Consider the following 19109-nt stretch of genomic DNA (forward strand, 5'->3'; position numbering starts at 1 on the left):
TGAACAAGTAATGACCTGTGCCGACCCACCGGTTCCTGTTCAAACCCCCGGGTTGTGGACGGGAAGGAAGGCCAGCGACCGAACTCCCGTTGCCCTGGGTTGAGGGTCGACGAACTGTGGTTCCCGGCCAACTCCCGGGGTCCGGAGGGCGCGCGGGGGGCTTGAACAAAGTAATGACCTGTGCCGACCCACCGGTTCCTGTTCAAACCCCCGGTTGGTGGCTGCTTTTCGCGACCTCAGCCGAAGCCCGTCAGCCCGAGGCGACGAAGCACGCGATCGCCGACCGCACCCTCCCCTCAGCCACAGACCCGCCCAGCCACCACCACCGCCCCAGCTAACGTCCGACGATCCGGAGACCACGCCTACAGGTCCTTCGGACGTTGAACCAGCCACCGCGTTAACGTCCGACGATCCGGAGACCCAGCCTGCGGGTTCTTCGGACGTTGGTGTGGGGGCGGGGCTATTGGACTGCTAGGAGTTTGAAGCCGTACGGCGGGAGTTGGAGTTGGTAGGTGGTTCCGGTGATGGGCGGGGCTGGTTGGGAGTCGACCAGGTCGGTTGGGGTTTGCGGGGCGGCGATGCCGGTGCCGGTCAGGTCGACGGAGACGGTCTGCGGGGTGGACTGGAAGTTGAGCAGGACCAGCGCCTTCGACGTACCGGACTTGTCGAGTCGTTTGTAGGCGTAGAACTTGTGGTCGTCGTTCGTGGGAATGCGGACGCGCAGACCGAGTGGCGCCAGGGCCGAGGAGGCGTTCTGGGCGCGGATGAGTTTGTCGAGGGTTGCGCGTTGGGCGGCCGGCCAGTTCGGGATCTCTTGCTCGTCGGGCAGGATCGTGTAGTAGTCGTTGTGCAGGTAGAAGAGTGTGCCCATCGAGGTGAGCATCGCGATCTCCAGCAGGCGGCGGTCGACGGGGTAGTTGGTGCGGCCCCAGTTCGGTGCGGTCTGGGTGATGCCGCCGGCATTGACCATCAGGTCGCGGTAGTTCTTCAGCGTGTTCTCGAGACCGCTCGGATCGCCGGAGTCGATCGCGGACAGGATCGCGCTGCTGCCCTGACCCGGCGGGACCGCCCATTGCGTGATGTCGTAGTCCTGCAAGCTGTTGTAGTGCCAGTCGTAGATGAACTCCGGCGCCCGCACACCCTCGCCGTTCATGAACGCGTCGTAGTTGCGCAGTACGTCGGTGATCGCATAGTTGTTCTTGGCAACAGTCGTGGTGTGGTAGACGTTCGGCGCGTCGAGCGCGATCCCGTCCACCCCTTTGTCCATCCAGAACCGCAGATACTTGCGCGCCTCGTCCAGCCAGGCCTGGCTGGAGTAGTTGAACGACGGCGCCTTCGCGTCCCACGTCCCCCAGTAGTAGCCCTGGGCTCGCGCGCTGTAGTGCCAGAGCTCCGGATACTCTCCGCGCTCCTTGCGGATGTCGAACCACGAGCGCTCAAGACTCTGTACGCCGTTCCGGAAGTCGTCCTGCGCCTTCTGGAAGTACGGCGAGTTGATCGACGCGTACCCGGGATTCGTGAAGATCGTGATCTTGATATCGCGAGCATGCGCGGCAGCGAGCAACTCCTCGAAGTCCTGCATGGTGCCGATGTCGGGGTCGATCGCGTAGAGGTTCATCACCGGCAGACCGGCCCACAGATCGCGGTCGCCGTCGTTGACCGGGGAGAGCTCGATCGCCCGGAAGCCGCGCGCCTTCAGGCTGTCGAGCTGGGCGGTGATCGTGTCCAGGCGAAGGTTCTGCCAGATCGGGTAGTACCGCATCACGCCGGAGCGGCTCTCCCACCACTTGGTCGTCACGGGCTCGCCGGAGCCGAAGACCTTCAGCTCCTGACTGCACGCCCAGTGACCGGCGCCGCTACTCAGCACCGTGAGCTTGATGTAGCGATAGGTGCCGCTGAGATCCTGACCGAAGACCCGACCGGTTTCGTCCTTGTCCATCAGGGTTTGCCACGTGCTCTTGTCCCGCGAACCCTCGACCCGGAACTTCCAGTGGTCGTTGTCGACGAACGACTGCTCGATCCGGCTGACCGCGATCTCGTTGCCCAGGTCAAGCATCAGCCACTGCGGCATGCTCGACTTCTCCGCACCCCAGTACGTCGTGGGGTCGCCGTCGACCGCCTTGAACGGTTCGTACCCGGGGCCGAGCGAGGAGGACGTGACCGAGACGCCACGAGCGAGATTCCGCGGCTCATCGTCGTACCCGTTGACGGCGAACTCCGCACTGCCGGCCCAGTAGCCGGAGGCCGATCCGGTGATCGTGAGTCGCACGTACCGATAGGAGCCGGTCACCGGTTGGGTGAAGACCTGACCACGAGCACCACCGCGCCGATCGAGCAGCGCGGTCCAACCGTTCCCGTCGATGCTCCCTTCGATCAGGAACGAATGCGTGTCGACGTCCTTGAAGTTCTGCTCGACCGAAGTCAGCTGCCGGACGCGACCGAGGTCCACCCGCAACCACTTCGGCATCGCGCCGTTCGAAGCGGCCCAGTACGTCGACGTGTTGCCGTCGATCGCCTTACCGGGCTCGAACTTCGCCAGGCTGTGACTAGCGGTCGCGGTCGCCCCGACTGACAGATTCCGCACCGTCGCCACGACACCTCCCGCCGGAACAACCACAGCAGACAGAGCAACGACACCAGCCAGAACCAGGGCGGCGATCCTGCGCATGAGCACTCCCTTCGTGCCCAGCCACCCTCCCACCCGGCTCCCGCCACCGCACCCCCTTCAACCCACATCAAACCCCGGCCACCACTGGTGGCCGGAGACAGCTAATTGCGGCCGGAGACCTGTGGCACGGGGTCTCCGGCCACGATTTCCTGTCTCTGGCCGCAACTGGTGGCGTGGGTCAGGCGGCGGGGGTGCGCACGGTGGCGAGGGCGTTGGACCAGCTGATGACCTGGTCGAGGGTGGCGTCGAGGGCCGGCTCCTGGTGCGGGAGCGGGGTGAACTTCGAGTAGTTCTCGAAGTCGGTGGCCAGTGGGAGGGCGACCTGTGCGCGGACGGTCGCGACCTTCAGCTCCGCCATCACCAGACGCAGGTGCTCGACGGCGCGCGCGCCGCCGACCGAGCCGTAGCTCACGAAGCCGGCGGCCTTGTCGTTCCACTCCGCGAACAGGAAGTCGATCGCGTTCTTCAGCGCGCCCGACGTCGAGTGGTTGTACTCCGGGGTGACGAAGACGAAGCCGTCGAACGACGCGATCTTCTCGGCCCAGGCCAGCGTGTGCGGCTGGGTGTACTGACCCATCGCGGGCGGGTAGGCCTCGTCGAGGTGCGGCAGCTGGTACTCCGCGATGTCGACCAGCTCGAACTCGGCGTCGCTGCGCTGCTTGGCGCGGTCGAGGACCCAGTGGGCGACGGCTTCGCCGTTCCGGCCCGGACGGGTGCTGCCGAGGATGATCGCGATCTTGGGCATGACGTTCCTTCACAGGAGAGAAGTTGTTTTGGTGACGCATCACCAAAGTACTCGGATGAGATGACATGTCAACTCGCCTGTGACAGAGCTCTCCCCCGGAAGGGGCCGAACCGGGGTTATTCGGCGCAGTCGACGGCGGGGTCGTCACACTCGGCGGCCGGGCAGGCCGACGAAGGGATCCCGCTCAGCACCCGCTCGAACAGCGTGCTGAGCTGCTGCTGTTCCGCCGTACTGAGGTGGTCGAAGAAGTACGTCCGCACAGCCTCGACGTGGTCGGGCGCGGCCGCCTCGACGGCCTTCCGGCCGAGGTCGGTGAGCCGGACCATCGAGCCGCGCGCATCCGCGGCGCAGTCCTCGCGGCTGACCAGCCCGCGCTTCTCCATCCGGCTGACCTGGTGCGACAGCCGGCTCCGCTCCCATCCGACCGAACGGCCGAGGTCACGGGTCCGCAGGACGCCGTCCTCGGCGGTGGAGAGTGGGTGCAACAGCGCGTAGTCAGCTCCGGACAGACCGGAGTTGCTGATCAGCCGGCCCTCCAGGACCCGCGTCAACTCACGCTGGGTGTCACGCCACGCCTGCCACAGATGCGCTTCGCGCGCGTCCAGCCAGCGTGGTTCCGTCATGGGACCAGTGTACGGGCGTCTGTTGACATATCACCGACTCCACGCGTCATCGGGTTCTGCCTCACGGGGTTCTCGAGAGGGCGACGGCGAGACCGACCGTGCCAGCCATGATCACCAGTTCTCCCGCCGCCAAACGCCGGAACGCGGCCGGGCTGCCGGTGGCGAGCTCCGGAAGAGTCACTGTGCGATGCCACCAGCCGACCGCCACGAGCACCGCGAAAGCGATCGTCTTCGCGAACACGAGCGCGCCGTACCCGGTGGTGACCCACTGGGTGATCAGGCCCCAGCCCTCTTCGCGACCACCGAGGTGGATCTCGGCGGTGAGCAGACCGGTGACGCCCATCGCGATCGCACAGGCCAGCGCGAGGCTGCTGAAGCGCTCGACCGCGGCCCGATCCCGCGCATACCTCAGTACGCCGGCCAGTCCGCCGATCCAGGCGGTAGCCGCGAACACGTGCACGACCAGCGAGGTGGTCGCAGTCACCGACCAGAACGACGTTCGCTCAATCGCGCCATGGCCGGTCAGCAGCGGCGGAACCAACGCCAGCGCAGCCAACCCCAACGCAAACCGCGCACCACGGACGGTCCGCACACCACTCAGTACGACGGCCAGCACAGCAGTCAGTACGACGGAAACGGCCAGTGCCCGCACCTGGATCAGCTCACCAGCCACCGACGCATGCTCGGCCAGATGCGACAACGGAATCCCGAGAATGACAGCAGCCGAAGTGATCAGCCCCGCAACACTCGCCAGCGCCCAAACCCCGGCTGCCACGGCCGCATCCTGAGCAGCCCGGATCCCACTTGCCGGAAGCAACCAAACCGCCACCAGCAGCGCGCCACCCACCACGATCGCAGCGCCATCAGCAATCAACCGCAACACCGGAACCGCCCAGGACAAAGGCAATCCGGCCCCGATCAACCCCTCCGGCTGCCGCTCCGGTGCGCCGCCGGCAAGCACCAAAGCAACCACCAGTACGACGACCGCGGCCGCAGCTCCGCCAACCACCAGCCGCCAGCGCACCCCGACCGTCTCCGGGTCCAAAGGCACATTGGAGGAAGCGGGCGCTTCTTGGGGTTCTGTGGGGTTGTTCATCGAGTCGATGGGCGGCGGCGGACGATGACTACGGCCAGGGCTACGACGACGAGCATGACCAGGAACATGGCCACGATCGTTACTGCGTTGGAGTTGTCGGCCTTTTGGGGCGTGGTGGGGTCTACCGGCGGTGCGTCCGGCGCGTGGCCGGCGTGGGTGATGGTGAAGGCGGTGGCGACGGTGATGGGGTGGCCGTCGGCGGAGACTACGCGGGCCTCCACCTGGTAGCGGCCGGCCTCGATCATCGCGCCAACCGGTTGGGTGACGGTGTTGTCGAGCACCTGGGGATCACCAGTTGCGACGTTGACGCCGCCCGGGGACTTCACCTGGATCTGGGTGCCGTTGCTGCCGACCGGTTCGTTGAAGGTCAGCACGACCTTGGACGGCGGCGCCGGCATCGTCGAACCGTCAGCCGGGGTGATCGACTCGAGTTTGGCGTGCGCCGCCGCCGGCCCGGTGGAAACCACCAGGGCCAGCAGCGCCGCGACAAGAACAGCAGTAAGGCGACGCACGACTACGACTGCACCTTCTCCACCGGTGCGGCCTTGCGCGGCCGCAACCCGAGCCCCAGCCCGATCAGACCGAGCAGCAGGCCGGCGCCACCGAGACCGCGAGCCAGCGAGTCGGACGATCCCTTCGGCTCGGGAGTCGTCGCAGCGACCGGAGTGATTGCAGCGACCAGCTTCAGCGTCGGTGCCGGGTGCTCCGGTGCCTCGGCGCCTGCGGCAGCCGCAGGCGCGTCCCACTTGACGACTTCACCGTCGCTGTAGGTCTGCACCGCCGGGAAGCTGAGCGCATCGACCTTCTCCGGCAACCGCCCGACCGACAGCGCGAACTCGTCGAAGTCGTTGGCCGGAATCCCGGTCTTGAGCGACGTCCAGGTCACCGACGTGATCGCCTCGGACAGCGTCACGTCCCCGACCTTCACCGGCGCGGCCAGCTTCTCGGTGGTCTTCTCGACCTTCCAACCGTCCTTCACCTGCGCACCGACATGCGCGAACGGATGGTCCTTCGGCAACGACACAACCAGCTTGGTGGTCGAGGTGTTGTCGGATTCGGTCGGCACCCGGAAGACGAGCTTCGCGTACCCACCGGGCTTGGCATCAGGCGACGACACCGTGACATGCGCGGACGCGGAACCGGCCGCACCGGCCAGCACCAGCGTGGACGCGGCAGCAATCGCGCCGGCCCGCAGAAGAAGTTTCTTGGACATAAGAGTGAGAACCTTTCGCGGTCACACGGGATGAACCCGGCCGCGAACAACGGCCGGTCAGAGCGGGGCTGGGTCTACTCCGACCGATGGCGGTCCGCGCCGCGACACGTTCGATCCGATCCAGCGCCGTACGATCCGCGGCGCAGGCTCCACAGTCACCAGTACGGCGCTCAGCGGCCGCACGACCGTGGTCACGGGGACCACGGGCAGCAGCCGAGCCAGGATCCCGGCCACCCGCCGGCCCCACTCGTGCGCCCGGCCCACCGCCAGCACACCAGCGCTCAGCGCAGCCAGGTGTGTGAACGTCATCAGCAGACTGCCGCCCATCCCGGACGACATCTGCATCGAGTGATCCATGTGGGCCGCATCCAGCATCACGTGCACGAACAGCTGCACGCCCGCCAGCACGACGGCGATCAGCACCGGCTCATCCGCCAAATACTCACCGAGCAACCAACAGACGCCCATCAGCGCCAGCAACGGCGGGACGATCGCCAGCGGAACCGGACCTCCACCCGCAAGCACGTGACCGACCACCGCGACCACGACGCTGAGCGCCGCCACCACGGACGTCGTACCGGCTTCCGCGCGCACGTGTCCTCATTCCCTCACTGGCCTGTCGCAACAACTCTACGATCGGGCCGAGGGCAGCGGTTCCCCTTAGTGCGTGGCGACGAACTTTCGCACGGAATCGCGGAAGGTTTCCGGCTCCTCGACGTGACCGAAGTGCCCACTCTCGTTCAGCACCACCAGCTCGGCTCCCGGGATCCCATCAGCCAGCTCCTGCGCCGAGTTCAGCGGGCAGATGAAGTCGGCCACCCCGACGATGACCAGCGTCGGTACGGCGATCTCGCCCAGCCGCGGGCGGACGTCCCACCGGGCGTCCTGGCGGTCCGGATCGACCGTGATGTCGACCAGCTTCTTCCACTCGGTGATCGTGGGATCGATCGCCTCGAAGTCCTTGAAGTAGACCGGAAGCAGCCGCCCGAGGGCGTCGAGCTCCTCGTCGTGCCCGTGCGGTGAGGCGTTCCAGGCGTCCAGCACCTGCTGCGCGAGCGCATCACCTTCCGGCCGCGAGGCGACGTACTTCTCGATGTTGGCGAAGGCCTGCGCGCCGAGCTCCGGCCCGTTGTACGCCATCGAGTCGTAGACGATCACGCCGTTCAGCCGCTCCGGGAAGTCCAGCGCGGTCTGGAGCGCGACGAATCCGCCGTGCGAGTGGCCGAGCAGGAAGACCTTGGTCTCCCCGAGGTGCTCGGCCAGCTTGTCGACGAAGGAGGCGTAGACCTCCATCGAGTAGTCGCCGCCCGGCAGGAGATCGGAGCTCCCGGTCCCGACCGGCTCGAGGTAGACCATCGTCAGCCGGTCCTCGAGGTACGGCATCCGCAGGTACGGCCAGTGCACACCGGGTCCGCCGGAATGAGCGATGCAGACCGGGCCGGACCCGTGAACGTGGTAGCTGACCCGTACGCCGTCGACCATGAATTCAGTCACGAAAGAAAGTGTGCCGTATGGTGCAACCGCCGCCGACGGTCAGCGCGTTGGGGCAGGGGTAGGGAGTGCCTGGGGATGAAAAGCACTGACGAACAGGACTACGTGGACTTCGTGCGCCATCAAGCTAACGCTCTGTGCCGGACAGCTTACTTGCTGTGCGGGGACTGGCGGCGGGCCGAGGACTCCACCCAGGAAGCCCTGATCCGGTTGTACCGGGTCTGGAGCCGGATCCAGCGCAAGGGCAGCGTCAGCGCCTACGCCCGCAAGGTGGTCGTCTCGACCACGATGGACGGCCTGCGCCGCAAGTCCAGCCAGGAGCTGGTCGGTGGCGACGCCTACTTCGCCGGCGAGCGGGAAACCTCGGACCCCCTCGGCGTCTTCGAGAACCGGATGGTGATCACCCAGGCCCTCGCCGCGCTCCCCCCGCGCCAGCGCGCCTGCGTCGTACTGCGCTACTTCGACGAACTGTCCGTCGAAGAGACCGCGATCGCCCTCGACTGCCGCCCCGGAACCGTGAAGAGCCAGACGCTGCGGGCTCTGGAGAAGCTCCGCGAGAACCCCGCACTGGCCCACTTCTCCGAACTAGCCGGGTTGGGAGGCTGACGTGACTCTGGAACTCAAGGACCTGATGGATCGCGAGAGCGATCGAGCCGACAACTACTTCACTCCCGACCCGGCCATGATCCTCGCGGCCGGACGCCGCCGGCGCCGCAACCGCAGGCTGGGGATCGGGGCCACGCTGGTCACGGCGTGCGCCGTACTGACGGCTGGCGTCGGCCTGATCGTCCAGGAGCACCGCGAGGACGCGCCGGTGGCCGGTGGGTCGGGGCGGCCGCAGGACGCTTACAACGAGTGCGACACCTCGAGCGGAACCCGGCTCGGGAAGAACTCCTGGACCTGGCCGGAGGTGAAGACACTCACCGATGAGTACGGCTCCGCCTCGTTGCGCCGCGATCCCGACGACCCGAACCAGGTCGTGTACTGCGTGACCCAGCCGAAGGCTCCCACCGGCGATCTTCCACTCGGGCAGAGTAAGGGGATCATCGTCCGGAAGACTCCGGTCAACGAGCGGCTCAGCGTCACCACGGTCTTCGGGCGGACCTATGCGGAGCGGGGCGGGACGGTCATGGTCGCGCTCGGCGACAGCGCCGACACCCCGTTCCCGGGGCACCTGACCCCGGACTACACCGTAGTGGCCAAGCTCGGCGAGGCCACTGTCGTCGAGACCTACTTCATCTACCGGCAGACCGAGAACTCCGCATGGCCCGGCCCACGGCCGAAGGTGGCCGTCGCGTCGTACCAAATGAAGGGCTGGCTCTACAACCAAGGCAAGTGGTGATCGCGCCAGACATCCGATGTCATGGATGATGGCTGTATGTATGTGCCGGTTCTGGAGGTCGGGGGAAGTCACGTCACCGCGGCGGTGGTAGCGCCGGACGGGTGGCGGGTCGAGGTGGTGGAGCGGATCGATCTCGCTTCGCAGCAGGCGGCCGAGGAGGTCGTCGGGCAGCTGGCAGCGGCCGCCCGGAAGCTGCCGACCGTCGAGGGGCTCGCGATCGCGATCCCCGGGCCGTTCGACTACGGCACCGGAGTCGGCTGGTACCAGGGGCAGACGAAGTTCGACGCCCTGTACGGCTTCGAGCTCGGCAAGGCGCTCCGGACCGAGCTCGACCTCGACCGGCTCGTGTTCGTGAACGACGCAGAGGCCTTCGCCGTCGGTGAATGGACGGCCGGGCTGACGCGCGACACCGAGCGCTGCGTCGGCGTCACCGTCGGAACCGGCATCGGTACGGCGTTCCTCGCGGACGGCCAGGTGGTTCGTGAGGGCGGCAGCGTCCCGCCGGGCGGTGAGCTGTACCTGACCGAGTACGACGGCCGCCCACTCGAGGACTCGATCTCCGGCCGCGCCCTGCTGCAGCGCTACTTCGCCCGGACCGGCTCCGACGAGCCCGGGATCGGCGTCAAGGAGATCGCCGACCGCGCCCGCGCCGGTGAACGGGCCGCGTCCGAGTCCCTGCGCGCCGGCTTCGCCGTACTGGCCGAGGCCCTCATCCCCTGGATCGACCGCTTCCAGGTCACCCGCACCGTCCTCGGCGGCTCCATCTCCGGCGCCTTCGACCTCGTCCACGACGTGTTCCCCTTCGAGGTAGTCGCCACCGAAGACACCGAGCACGCCGCCCTCATCGGCGCCGCCGCCCACTCCCTCCGCTCGGCCTGACCCCGCCCACCAAATGCGGTTCGGCTGTCGGTGGGCCCCGATACGTTCCTCCTATGCCTCCTCGGAAGATCGCCGTGCCTCGGCTGCGTGCTCAGTTGGACTCCGCTCTGCCGGCGGAGATCGAGGACGAGACGCGGTTGCTGGATCTGGGGTTGGAGGACATCGACCTGAGCGATCTGGAGGTCGAGCACCTGGAGATCAGCGGGTGCCGGCTGACGAAGACCAAGCTGGCCGGGTCGGATCTGGAGAAGCTGATCCTGGTGGACAGCGAGCTGCTGCACTGCGATCTCGCGAACGCGCGCTGGGCGGATGCGGCCGTGACCCGGGTGGCGATCGTGTCCTCGCGGATGACCGGGTTCGCGGGGTCGGGGATGAGCCTGCAGCACACGACCGTGCGGGACAGCCTGCTCGACTACGCGTCGTTCCGGTTCGCGAAGTTCCAGCGGGCCGAGTTCACCGACTGCCGGCTGCAGAGCGCGGACTTCGTCTCGGCGGACCTGACCGGCGCGGTGTTCCGGCAGTGCGACCTGAGCGGGGCGGAGTTCTCCCAGGTCAAGGCCGCGGGCGCGCTCTTCGTGGACTGCACCTGGGACGGCACCAAGGGCCTGTCCGCCTTGACCGGCGCCACCGTGGCCGCCTCCTCCCCCATCGACACCCTCACCTTCGCCACCGCGGTCACCCAAGCGGCCGGAATCACGCTCACCCACCCCGATGAGCTCGACGGACTAGTTCGCTGACCCCCAACCCGCCCAACCACGGTCAGCGGGCGTGAGCCTCCCCACGTGGGCGCGGACCCGGCCTGAGGGCCTACTAAGGTGGGGTCTGTGACTGACTCGACGATCATCTACACCCACACCGACGAGGCGCCCGCCCTGGCGACGTACTCGTTCCTTCCCGTGATCCAGGCGTACGCCGGGCAGGCCGGTGTCGGGGTGGAGACCCGCGACATCTCGCTGGCGGGCCGGATCATCGCGCTGTTCGGTGAGTTCCTGACCGAGGACCAGCGGATCGCGGACGCGCTGGCCGAGCTCGGCGAGCTGGCCAAGACGCCGGAAGCCAACATCATCAAGCTGCCGAACGTCTCCGCCTCGATCCCGCAGCTGAAGGCCGCGGTCGCCGAGCTGCAGGCCCAGGGCTACGCGCTGCCGGACTACCCGGACGAGCCGAAGACCGACGCCGAGCGGGAGATCCAGGCCCGCTACGACAAGGTCAAGGGTTCCGCCGTCAACCCGGTGCTGCGCGAGGGCAACTCCGACCGCCGCGCGCCCGCCTCGGTGAAGAACTACGCCAAGACGCACCCGCACCGGATGGGCGCCTGGAGCTCCGACTCCAGGACCAACGTCGCCACCATGGGCGAGAACGACTTCCGTTCCACCGAGAAGTCGACCGTGATCGAGTCCGACGGCTCGCTGCGGATCGAGCACGTCGCCGCCGACGGCACCACGACCGTGCTGCGCGAGACCGTCCCGGTGCTCGCCGGTGAGATCGTCGACTCCTCCGTCATGCACGTGGCCGCGCTGCGCGAGTTCCTGACCGCGCAGATCGCCCAGGCCAAGACCGACGACGTCCTGTTCTCGCTGCACCTGAAGGCGACGATGATGAAGGTCTCCGACCCGATCGTCTTCGGTCACGCGGTCCGCGCCTTCTTCCCGAAGACCTTCGCCGAGTACGGCGAGACGCTGGCGAAGGCCGGTCTGAGCGCGAACGACGGTCTCGGCGGAATCCTGAACGGCCTCGCGAATCTGCCCGAGGGCGACGCGATCAAGGCCTCCTTCGACGCCGAGCTCGCCGACGGCCCGAAGCTCGCGATGGTCGACTCCGACAAGGGCATCACCAACCTGCACGTGCCGTCCGACGTGATCGTCGACGCCTCGATGCCGGCCATGATCCGCAGCTCGGGCCACATGTGGGGCCCGGACGGCACCGAGGCCGACACCCTCGCCGTACTGCCGGACAGCAGCTACGCGGGCATCTACCAGGTCGTCCTGGACGACTGCCGTGCGCACGGCGCGTTCGACCCGTCCACCATGGGCTCGGTGCCGAACGTCGGCCTGATGGCCCAGAAGGCAGAGGAGTACGGCTCGCACGACAAGACCTTCGAGGTCGCCTCCGCCGGGACGGTCCGGCTGGTCGACGGCACGGACACCGTCGTACTCGAGCAGGCTGTCGAGGCGGGCGACATCTTCCGCGCCTGCCAGACCAAGGACGACCCGATCCGCGACTGGGTGAAGCTTGCCGTGACGCGGGCCCGGGCGACCGGCGACCCGGCGGTGTTCTGGCTCGACGAGACGCGCGCGCACGACGCGAAGCTGATCGACAAGGTGAACCGCTACCTGACCGAACACGACACCGAGGGCCTGGATCTGAAGATCCTCGCGCCGGTGGACGCGATCAAGCTGTCGGTGGAGCGGATCCGCCGTGGCGAGAACACCATCTCGGTGACCGGCAACGTGCTGCGTGACTACCTGACCGACCTGTTCCCGATCCTCGAGCTGGGCACCAGCGCGAAGATGCTGTCGGTCGTGCCGCTGATGGCCGGTGGCGGTCTGTTCGAGACCGGCGCGGGCGGTTCGGCGCCGAAGCACGTGCAGCAGCTGGTCAAGGAGAACTACCTGCGCTGGGACAGCCTGGGCGAGTTCTTCGCGCTGGCCGCGAGCTTCGAGCACCTGGCCCAGGCGACCGGCAACGCCAAGGCGCAGATCCTCGCCGACACCCTCGACCGGGCGACCGCGACGTTCCTGAACGAGGACAAGTCGCCGACCCGTCGTGTCGGCGGGATCGACAACCGCGGCAGCCACTTCTTCCTGTCGCTGTACTGGGCGCAGGAGCTGGCCAAGCAGACCGACGACACCGAGCTCGCGGCCGAGTTCACCAAGCTCGCCGAGGCGCTGGACGCGAACCAGCAGACGATCGTCGACGAGCTGATCGCCGTACAGGGGTCGCCGGTCGACCTCGGCGGCTACTACCAGCCGGACCCGGCCAAGGCGGCGGCTGTGATGCGCCCGTCGAAGACCTGGAACGACGCGCTCGAAGCTATCTGACACTGCGTTTGTTTTCTTAGGGTGAGTTAAGGATGCCTTGAGTGTGCTTGCCGCCACTTTCCGTAGCCCGGAGAGTGGCGGCAACTCACGTTCCGAGGAGGCATCGTGGATTCACGACGGGTCGTCAGCAACATCTTCAAAGGATCACTCGGCAATCTGGTCGAGTGGTACGACTGGTACGTCTACACGGCATTCGCGCTGTACTTCGCCCCGGTGTTCTTCCCCAAGGGCGACGCGACCAGCCAGCTACTGAACACGGCCGGCGTCTTCGCGGTCGGGTTCCTGATGCGCCCGGTCGGCAGCTTCCTGCTCGGCCGGTACGCCGATCGGCACGGCAGGCGGGCCGCCCTGACCCTCTCGGTCACCCTGATGGCGGGCGGGTCGCTGGTGATCGCCTGTACGCCGGGATTCGCCACGATCGGGATCGCCGCACCTGTGCTGCTGGTGACAGCGCGGCTGCTGCAGGGACTGTCGGTGGGCGGTGAGTACGGGACCTCCGCGACGTACATGTCCGAGGTCGCGACCGAGAATCGGCGCGGTTTCTTCTCCAGCTTCCAGTACGTGACGCTCGCATCCGGTCAGTTGGTGGCGCTCGCCGTACAGATTCTGCTGCAGCAGACGCTGTCCAAGGACGACCTGGCCACCTGGGGCTGGCGGATCCCGTTCGTGATAGGGGCCGTGGCCGCGGTGATCGTGTTCTGGCTGCGGCGGTCGATGGACGAATCCGCCGAGTTCGAGGCGCAGCCGAAGAGCCGCCGGTTCAAGCAGGGTTCGCTGCGGGAGCTGGCCAAGCACCCGCGCGCGGTGCTCACGGTCGTCGGGCTGACGCTCGGCGGCACGGTCGCGTTCTACACGTTCACGACGTACCTGCAGAAGTTCATGGTGAACACCACCGGCCTGGAGAAGTCGCAGGTCACCTGGATCAACTTTCTGGCGTTGCTGATCTTCGTGCTGCTGCAGCCGGTCGGTGGGCTGCTGTCGGACAAGATCGGCCGCCGTCCGCTGCTGATCTTCTTCGGCGTCGGCGCCACGCTGCTCACCGTGCCCATCCTCACCGCCCTCGAGGATGCGACACCGGTGACCGCGTTCCTGCTGATGCTGGCCGGGCTCGTCATCGTCAGCGGGTACACCTCGATCAACGCGATCGTGAAGGCCGAGCTGTTCCCGACAGCGATCCGCGCGCTCGGCGTCGGCATGCCGTACGGCGTCACGGTGGCGATCTTCGGCGGTACGGCGGAGTACGTCGCGCTGTGGCTGAAGGATGCCGGGCACGAGTCGTCGTTCTACTACTACGTGAGCGCCTGTGCTCTGGTCAGCCTGATCGTGTACCTCACGATGACCGAGACGCGGGGCAAAATGAAGGGCCAGCACGCCGCCGACCAGCGCCCGGTGAGCCGGCCGCGGACACCGACGGCACAATGACCCAATGCGCACACTCATCGCTGAGGACGACGAAGCACTCGGTCGATCCCTCCAGGATGTACTGAGCGCCAACGGTCACCAGGTCACGCTCGTCAGCCGCGGGGCCGACGTACTGCTCCGGCACGCGGAGGCCCAGGTCATCCTGCTCGACCTGGGCCTGCCGGACATCGACGGCCTCGAGGTACTGCGCAAACTCCGCCGCGTCGACGACGTGGTGGTGATCGTGCTGACCGCTCGCGACGATGAACGCTCGGTGGTGCTAGCGCTGCGGCTCGGCGCCGACGACTATCTGACGAAGCCGGTCCGGCTGGCTGAGCTGCTGGCCCGGATCGAGGCCTCGGCCCGCCGCTACCGCCGGTCGGCTCCGGACGGTACGACGTACGAGGTGGGTGGGCTGCGGATCGACTTCGGGCTGCGGTCGGTGACGCTGGACGGTACGACGATCCACCTGACGCCGATCGAGTTCGACGTGCTCGCGGCCCTCGCCCGCCGGGCTGGTACGGCAGTCAGCCGGGAACAGATCCAGGACGAGGTCTGGGGCGACGCCTTCGTCACCAAGTCGAAGGCGCTCGACGTCCACCTGCACCAGTTGCGCGGCAAGCTCGGCCGGCCCGTGATCACCACGATCCGCCGCTTCGGCTACCGGCTCGAACCATGAGAGCCCGGCTGATGGGCGTCCTTGCCATCGTGTCTTTCGTCTTACTGGCCGCGCTGGTGATTCCCTTCCTGGACTCGGTTTCCGACACTCGCACGCAGACTCTGCAGCTCGCGCGGAACGCGACGCTGGATCGGTTCGCCGGGCTGGCCGGGCGAGCGGCGGCCGATGGTGACTACAGCGAGGTGCGGCTGGAGGCCTCGCGCCATCAGGAGTTGTACTCCGAGCCGGTTCTGATCACCGATGCCTCGGGGCGGGTGGTCGTTTCGACGGGTGGGATGACGAAGGAGTCGCCTGGGGTGGGTGCGGTCGCGGAGCTCGCGGCTCGTGACCTACCGCAGTTGACCATCGACACGCTTCGGCCGTGGACCTCGGCGCGGACGTTGATCGCGGCTCCGGTCGGTTCGCCGCAAGAGCCTGCTGGGGCGGTCGTGCTGGCGGTCGACGCCGGTTCGGCGATCAGCGACGTACGGCGGTCTTGGGTGGTGATCTGTGCTGCTGCGGTGGCTGCGCAGTTGTTGCTGCTGTTCATGGCGTCGAAGGCTGCTCGCTGGGTGATCCGGCCGGTGGGTCAGCTGGAGGATGCTGTTGTTGAGCTGGGTCGATCGGGTGGCTGGAATCAGCCGCTGGAGGCGAGTGGGCCGCCTGAGCTGCGGCGGTTGGCCCGATCGGTCGAGGTGATGGGGGCAACGGTTCAACGGTCGATCGACGTACAGCGGCAGATGGTTGCCGACTCCTCCCATCAGCTGCGGAATCCGTTGGCTTCTTTGCGGTTGCGAGTGGATGCGCTGGATCCGGGGATCGCTGGACTCGCTCATGTGCAGCACGATCTGGAGCGGTTGGAGAACGTGCTGGCCGGGCTGTTGAAGCTCGCCGCGATCGAGAGCCGGATCACCAACGGCCGGAGCGAACCCAGCACCGCAACCTGCCTGGTCGAGGCCGTTCTGCAGGAGGAGATCGACCTCTGGCAACCAACCGCAGCCGACATCACGCTGGAACTGCAAGCCGTCGAAGGCCTCGTCGCCGCCGTCGACGACCACGACCTCGGGCAGCTGATCGGGGTCCTCCTCGACAACGCCCTCAAGTACGCCGGCCCCGGCGCGCACGTGATCGTCTCCTCCACCCGCAGTCCGGACGGCCTCCTCGTGCAGGTCTCCGACAACGGCCCCGGCATCCCGCCCGAGGACCTAGCGCTCGCCACCCAACGCTTCTGGCGAGGCCCCACCAAAACCCTCGGCACCGGCCTAGGCCTTGCCATAGCCGACCAAACCGCCGTAGCCATCGGCGCCCGACTGGAGCTATCAGCGACCGTCCCCCACGGCCTCACCGCCACCCTCCACCTCCCGGAATCCCCATGCTGACCCCAACGTCCGAAGAACCCGCACACCCGGTCTCCGGATCGTCGGACGTTAGCGCCGGGTACTTCGTAACGTCCGAAGGAAGCGCACACTCGGTCTTCGGATCTTCGGACGTTGTGCGGGTTGGGCGGCGGGCTTTGGTGGGGGCGGGCTTGGCGGTGGCGTTGGCTGGGTGTGGGCGGAGGGCGGCGGTTGAGCGGTTGACGATTGCGGCTGGGGAGACCGGCGGGTTTTATCTGGAGTTCGCACAGTTGCTGGCGATTCAGTTGCGGGTGGCAGGGGTTGCTCGGGAGGTAGTGGTTCGGGAGACGGGCGGGAGCACGGACAACCTGCGGCTGCTGGCTTCGCGGGAAACCGATCTGGCTCTCAGCCTCGCGGACGCCATCCCCTCGGGATCTGATCTGCGCGCGCTCGGCCGCGTCTACGAGAACTACCTGCAGTGCGTGGTCCGCGCCGACAGCCCGTACAAGTCACTCACCGACCTCGCCGGTACGACGATCTCCGCCGGCGCGGCTGGTTCCGGGGCCGCTGTCACCGCGGCGCGGTTGATGACGGCCGCTGGTGTCCAGTGCACTCAGAACCACCTCCCCCTGGGGAAGGCTGCGACCGCGCTCGCGGACAAGCAGCTCGACGCGATGTTCTGGTCCGGCGGCGTGCCGACCACCACGCTCGACAAGCTGAGCCGGCAGGTCCCGATCCGCCTGCTCCCGTTGGGCGCTTGGCTCGCGCCACTTCGCCGTACCTATGGCTCGGTCTACCAGGACGTCCTCGTCCCGGCCGGCGTCTACGGCGCACCCAGTGCGGTGGCGGTGCTCGGCATCCCCAATCTCCTGCTCTGCCGCCCGGACCTGCCGACCGCGGTCGCCCGCGAGATCACCAACACCCTTGCTCGGCAGGCGCGGCTGCTGGTCCCGCCGTCGGCGGTCGGAGCGCAGTACCTCAACCTCCAGTCCCTCGTCGTCACCAACCCCATCCCCCTGCACCCCGGCGCCGCCGCGGAGTACCGCCACCTCTACGGCTAGGAAGCGTCGCGAACGACACGTAGTAGTGGGTATCGAAGCGCCACTCAGCCTGCTTGCCAGGCGGGGGCCGCGGACTACTACGTGCCCTTACCGACGACAAATGCGTGGCAGTAGCGGTGATCGCGTTCCTACACTGGCGGAATGACAGCGACCCGATCCGTGCTTGCCGCGCAGGCGACGGACTTTCCCCGGTGGTACCAGGATGTGATTGCCAAAGCCGAGCTCGCCGACAACGGGCCGGTGCGGGGCACGATGGTCATCCGACCGTATGCGTACGGGATCTGGGAGCTGTTGCAGGCGGCAATGGACCGGCGGATCAAGGAGGCCGGCGCATCGAACGCCTACTTCCCGCTCCTGATTCCTGAGAGCTACCTGCAGCGCGAGGCCGAGCATGTCGAGGGGTTCAGCCCCGAGCTCGCGATCGTCACGCATGCCGGTGGCAAGCAGCTCGAGGAGCCCGTCGTGATCCGGCCGACCTCGGAAACGATCATCGGTGAGTCGATGGCCAAGTGGATCCAGAGTTACCGCGATCTGCCCTTGCTGCTCAACCAATGGGCCAACGTGGTCCGGTGGGAGCTGCGGCCGCGGCTCTTCCTGCGGACGAGCGAATTCCTTTGGCAGGAAGGGCATACGGCACACGCCTCGGCCGCGGACGCCCGCGCCTACGCGACCCGGATCGCGCTGGAGGTCTACCGCGAGGTCATGGTGAACTTCCTCGGGATTCCGGTCGTGGTCGGCCGGAAGACTCGGCGCGAGCGGTTCGCGGGTGCGGTCAACACGATCACGCTCGAGGCGATGATGGCCGACGGCAAGGCGTTGCAGATGGGTACGGCGCACGAGCTCGGGCAGAACTTCGCCCGGGCCTTCGATATCGGCTATCTGTCCCGCGACGGACAGCGTGAGCTGGCGTGGACGACATCCTGGGGCAGTACGACCCGGATGCTCGGCGGTCTGATCATGGTGCACGGCGACGACGCGGGGCTCCGCCTTCCGCCGCTCGCCGCGCCCACCCAGGTCGTCGTACTGGCGGTGAAAGAGGAGACCCTCGAGGTCGCCGGCCGGATCGCCGACGAGCTGCGCGCGGCCGGTGTCCGGGTGCACCTCGACAACCGCACCGACCAGCCGTTCGGTCGGCGCGCGGTCAACTGGGAGCTGAAGGGTGTCCCCGTCCGCGTCGAGATCGGTCCGCGCGACCTGCAGTCCGGGGTGGCAACCGTCGTACGACGCCTGCGCGCGTCGGCCAAGTCCGCCGTACCGCTGGCTGATCTGGCGACCACGGTGACTGAGGCGCTCGCGGCCGACCAGACCTGGCTCCACGACGAAGCGGCTGCACGCCACACTGCACGCACAACCGCGGTCAGCACCGTCGACGAGGCGCTGGAGGCAGCCACCAACGGCTGGGCCAGCCTCCCGTACGACGTTGTGGGCGAGGAAGGTGAAGACCGCCTGGCCACCGCCGGGATCACCGTCCGCTGCCTCCAACGCGAGGACGGTTCACTGCCCGTGGAAGACGACGAACGCGGTCTGACCGCATTCGTCGCCCGTTCCTACTGA

The 19109-nt window shown here is 67.5% G+C and carries 18 protein-coding genes; 10 read left to right on the forward strand and 8 right to left on the reverse strand.

The genetic code is table 11. The features are described 5' to 3' along the window. Window positions 1-460 precede the first annotated feature (460 nt). From OG474_RS08360 to OG474_RS08395, 8 genes are all read right to left on the reverse strand, one after another. Entirely contained in the window at window positions 461-2668 is a 2208-nt protein-coding gene (locus OG474_RS08360) for a discoidin domain-containing protein (protein ID WP_405061649.1), read from the reverse strand. A 178-nt stretch (window positions 2669-2846) separates the two neighbouring features. Further along, on the reverse strand, window positions 2847-3413 hold the full coding sequence (locus tag OG474_RS08365; RefSeq protein ID WP_405061650.1) for an NADPH-dependent FMN reductase: 567 nt from the start codon (window positions 3411-3413) through the stop codon (window positions 2847-2849). Window positions 3414-3529: 116 nt separating this feature from the next. Further along, window positions 3530-4036 (reverse strand): MarR family winged helix-turn-helix transcriptional regulator, encoded by a 507-nt coding sequence (locus tag OG474_RS08370; protein WP_405061651.1) that lies wholly within the window; start codon window positions 4034-4036, stop codon window positions 3530-3532. Between the two features lie 61 nt (window positions 4037-4097). Next, entirely contained in the window at window positions 4098-5081 is a 984-nt protein-coding gene (locus tag OG474_RS08375; protein ID WP_405061652.1) for a copper resistance D family protein, read from the reverse strand. A 47-nt stretch (window positions 5082-5128) separates the two neighbouring features. Further along, window positions 5129-5644, reverse strand: a complete 516-nt coding sequence (locus tag OG474_RS08380; RefSeq protein ID WP_405061653.1) for a copper resistance protein CopC — start codon at window positions 5642-5644, stop codon at window positions 5129-5131. A gap of 2 nt (window positions 5645-5646) precedes the next feature. Further along, entirely contained in the window at window positions 5647-6345 is a 699-nt protein-coding gene (locus OG474_RS08385) for a YcnI family protein (protein ID WP_405061654.1), read from the reverse strand. Between the two features lie 57 nt (window positions 6346-6402). Further along, on the reverse strand, window positions 6403-6939 hold the full coding sequence (locus OG474_RS08390; protein ID WP_405061655.1) for a hypothetical protein: 537 nt from the start codon (window positions 6937-6939) through the stop codon (window positions 6403-6405). Window positions 6940-7005: 66 nt separating this feature from the next. Beyond that, the gene (locus OG474_RS08395; RefSeq protein WP_405061656.1) at window positions 7006-7839 is read right to left on the reverse strand and encodes an alpha/beta fold hydrolase; all 834 of its coding nucleotides are present in this window, start codon (window positions 7837-7839) and stop codon (window positions 7006-7008) included. A 75-nt stretch (window positions 7840-7914) separates the two neighbouring features. Here OG474_RS08395 and OG474_RS08400 point away from each other — a divergent pair, with 75 nt between their 5' ends. The 10 genes from OG474_RS08400 to proS all read left to right on the forward strand — a co-directional run bounded on the left by OG474_RS08400 (window position 7915) and on the right by proS (window position 19109). After that, window positions 7915-8442 carry a SigE family RNA polymerase sigma factor gene (locus OG474_RS08400; protein WP_405061657.1) on the forward strand — a complete coding sequence of 176 codons (528 nt, stop codon included), beginning with the start codon at window positions 7915-7917 and terminating at the stop codon, window positions 8440-8442. Between the two features lies 1 nt (window position 8443). Then, on the forward strand, window positions 8444-9178 hold the full coding sequence (locus OG474_RS08405) for a hypothetical protein (RefSeq protein ID WP_405061658.1): 735 nt from the start codon (window positions 8444-8446) through the stop codon (window positions 9176-9178). Between the two features lie 36 nt (window positions 9179-9214). Beyond that, complete coding sequence (locus OG474_RS08410; RefSeq protein ID WP_405061659.1) at window positions 9215-10057, forward strand: ROK family protein; 843 nt, start codon at window positions 9215-9217, stop codon at window positions 10055-10057. A gap of 53 nt (window positions 10058-10110) precedes the next feature. Continuing rightward, complete coding sequence (locus tag OG474_RS08415) at window positions 10111-10794, forward strand: pentapeptide repeat-containing protein (RefSeq protein WP_405061660.1); 684 nt, start codon at window positions 10111-10113, stop codon at window positions 10792-10794. A gap of 87 nt (window positions 10795-10881) precedes the next feature. Then, on the forward strand, window positions 10882-13098 hold the full coding sequence (locus OG474_RS08420; RefSeq protein WP_405061661.1) for an NADP-dependent isocitrate dehydrogenase: 2217 nt from the start codon (window positions 10882-10884) through the stop codon (window positions 13096-13098). A 105-nt stretch (window positions 13099-13203) separates the two neighbouring features. Further along, window positions 13204-14520 (forward strand): MFS transporter, encoded by a 1317-nt coding sequence (locus tag OG474_RS08425; RefSeq protein WP_405061662.1) that lies wholly within the window; start codon window positions 13204-13206, stop codon window positions 14518-14520. Between the two features lie 4 nt (window positions 14521-14524). Further along, window positions 14525-15178: a response regulator transcription factor gene (locus tag OG474_RS08430; protein WP_405061663.1), complete on the forward strand. Its 654-nt coding sequence runs from the start codon at window positions 14525-14527 to the stop codon at window positions 15176-15178. Continuing rightward, window positions 15175-16536 (forward strand): sensor histidine kinase, encoded by a 1362-nt coding sequence (locus tag OG474_RS08435; RefSeq protein WP_405061664.1) that lies wholly within the window; start codon window positions 15175-15177, stop codon window positions 16534-16536. Before OG474_RS08430 ends, OG474_RS08435 begins: the two co-directional genes overlap by 4 nt. After that, on the forward strand, window positions 16530-17555 hold the full coding sequence (locus tag OG474_RS08440; RefSeq protein WP_405061665.1) for a TAXI family TRAP transporter solute-binding subunit: 1026 nt from the start codon (window positions 16530-16532) through the stop codon (window positions 17553-17555). Before OG474_RS08435 ends, OG474_RS08440 begins: the two co-directional genes overlap by 7 nt. Window positions 17556-17696: 141 nt before the next feature. Next, the gene (gene proS, locus OG474_RS08445; protein ID WP_405061666.1) at window positions 17697-19109 is read left to right on the forward strand and encodes a proline--tRNA ligase; all 1413 of its coding nucleotides are present in this window, start codon (window positions 17697-17699) and stop codon (window positions 19107-19109) included.

Source organism: Kribbella sp. NBC_01505 (assembly GCF_045040285.1).
Classification (GTDB): domain Bacteria; phylum Actinomycetota; class Actinomycetes; order Propionibacteriales; family Kribbellaceae; genus Kribbella.

Bases quoted from the DNA above. Each gene is read 5' to 3' on its own strand.
- OG474_RS08430 (WP_405061663.1), top strand. From the start codon at position 14,525: ATGCGCACACTCATCGCTGAGGACGACGAAGCACTCGGTCGATCCCTC.
- OG474_RS08400 (WP_405061657.1), top strand. From the start codon at position 7,915: ATGAAAAGCACTGACGAACAGGACTACGTGGACTTCGTGCGCCATCAA.
- OG474_RS08440 (WP_405061665.1), top strand. From the start codon at position 16,530: ATGCTGACCCCAACGTCCGAAGAACCCGCACACCCGGTCTCCGGATCG.
- OG474_RS08370 (WP_405061651.1), bottom strand. From the start codon at position 4,036: ATGACGGAACCACGCTGGCTGGACGCGCGCGAAGCGCATCTGTGGCAG.
- OG474_RS08365 (WP_405061650.1), bottom strand. From the start codon at position 3,413: ATGCCCAAGATCGCGATCATCCTCGGCAGCACCCGTCCGGGCCGGAAC.
- OG474_RS08410 (WP_405061659.1), top strand. From the start codon at position 9,215: ATGTATGTGCCGGTTCTGGAGGTCGGGGGAAGTCACGTCACCGCGGCG.
- OG474_RS08360 (WP_405061649.1), bottom strand. From the start codon at position 2,668: ATGCGCAGGATCGCCGCCCTGGTTCTGGCTGGTGTCGTTGCTCTGTCT.
- proS (WP_405061666.1), top strand. From the start codon at position 17,697: ATGACAGCGACCCGATCCGTGCTTGCCGCGCAGGCGACGGACTTTCCC.
- OG474_RS08415 (WP_405061660.1), top strand. From the start codon at position 10,111: ATGCCTCCTCGGAAGATCGCCGTGCCTCGGCTGCGTGCTCAGTTGGAC.
- OG474_RS08435 (WP_405061664.1), top strand. From the start codon at position 15,175: ATGAGAGCCCGGCTGATGGGCGTCCTTGCCATCGTGTCTTTCGTCTTA.
- OG474_RS08385 (WP_405061654.1), bottom strand. From the start codon at position 6,345: ATGTCCAAGAAACTTCTTCTGCGGGCCGGCGCGATTGCTGCCGCGTCC.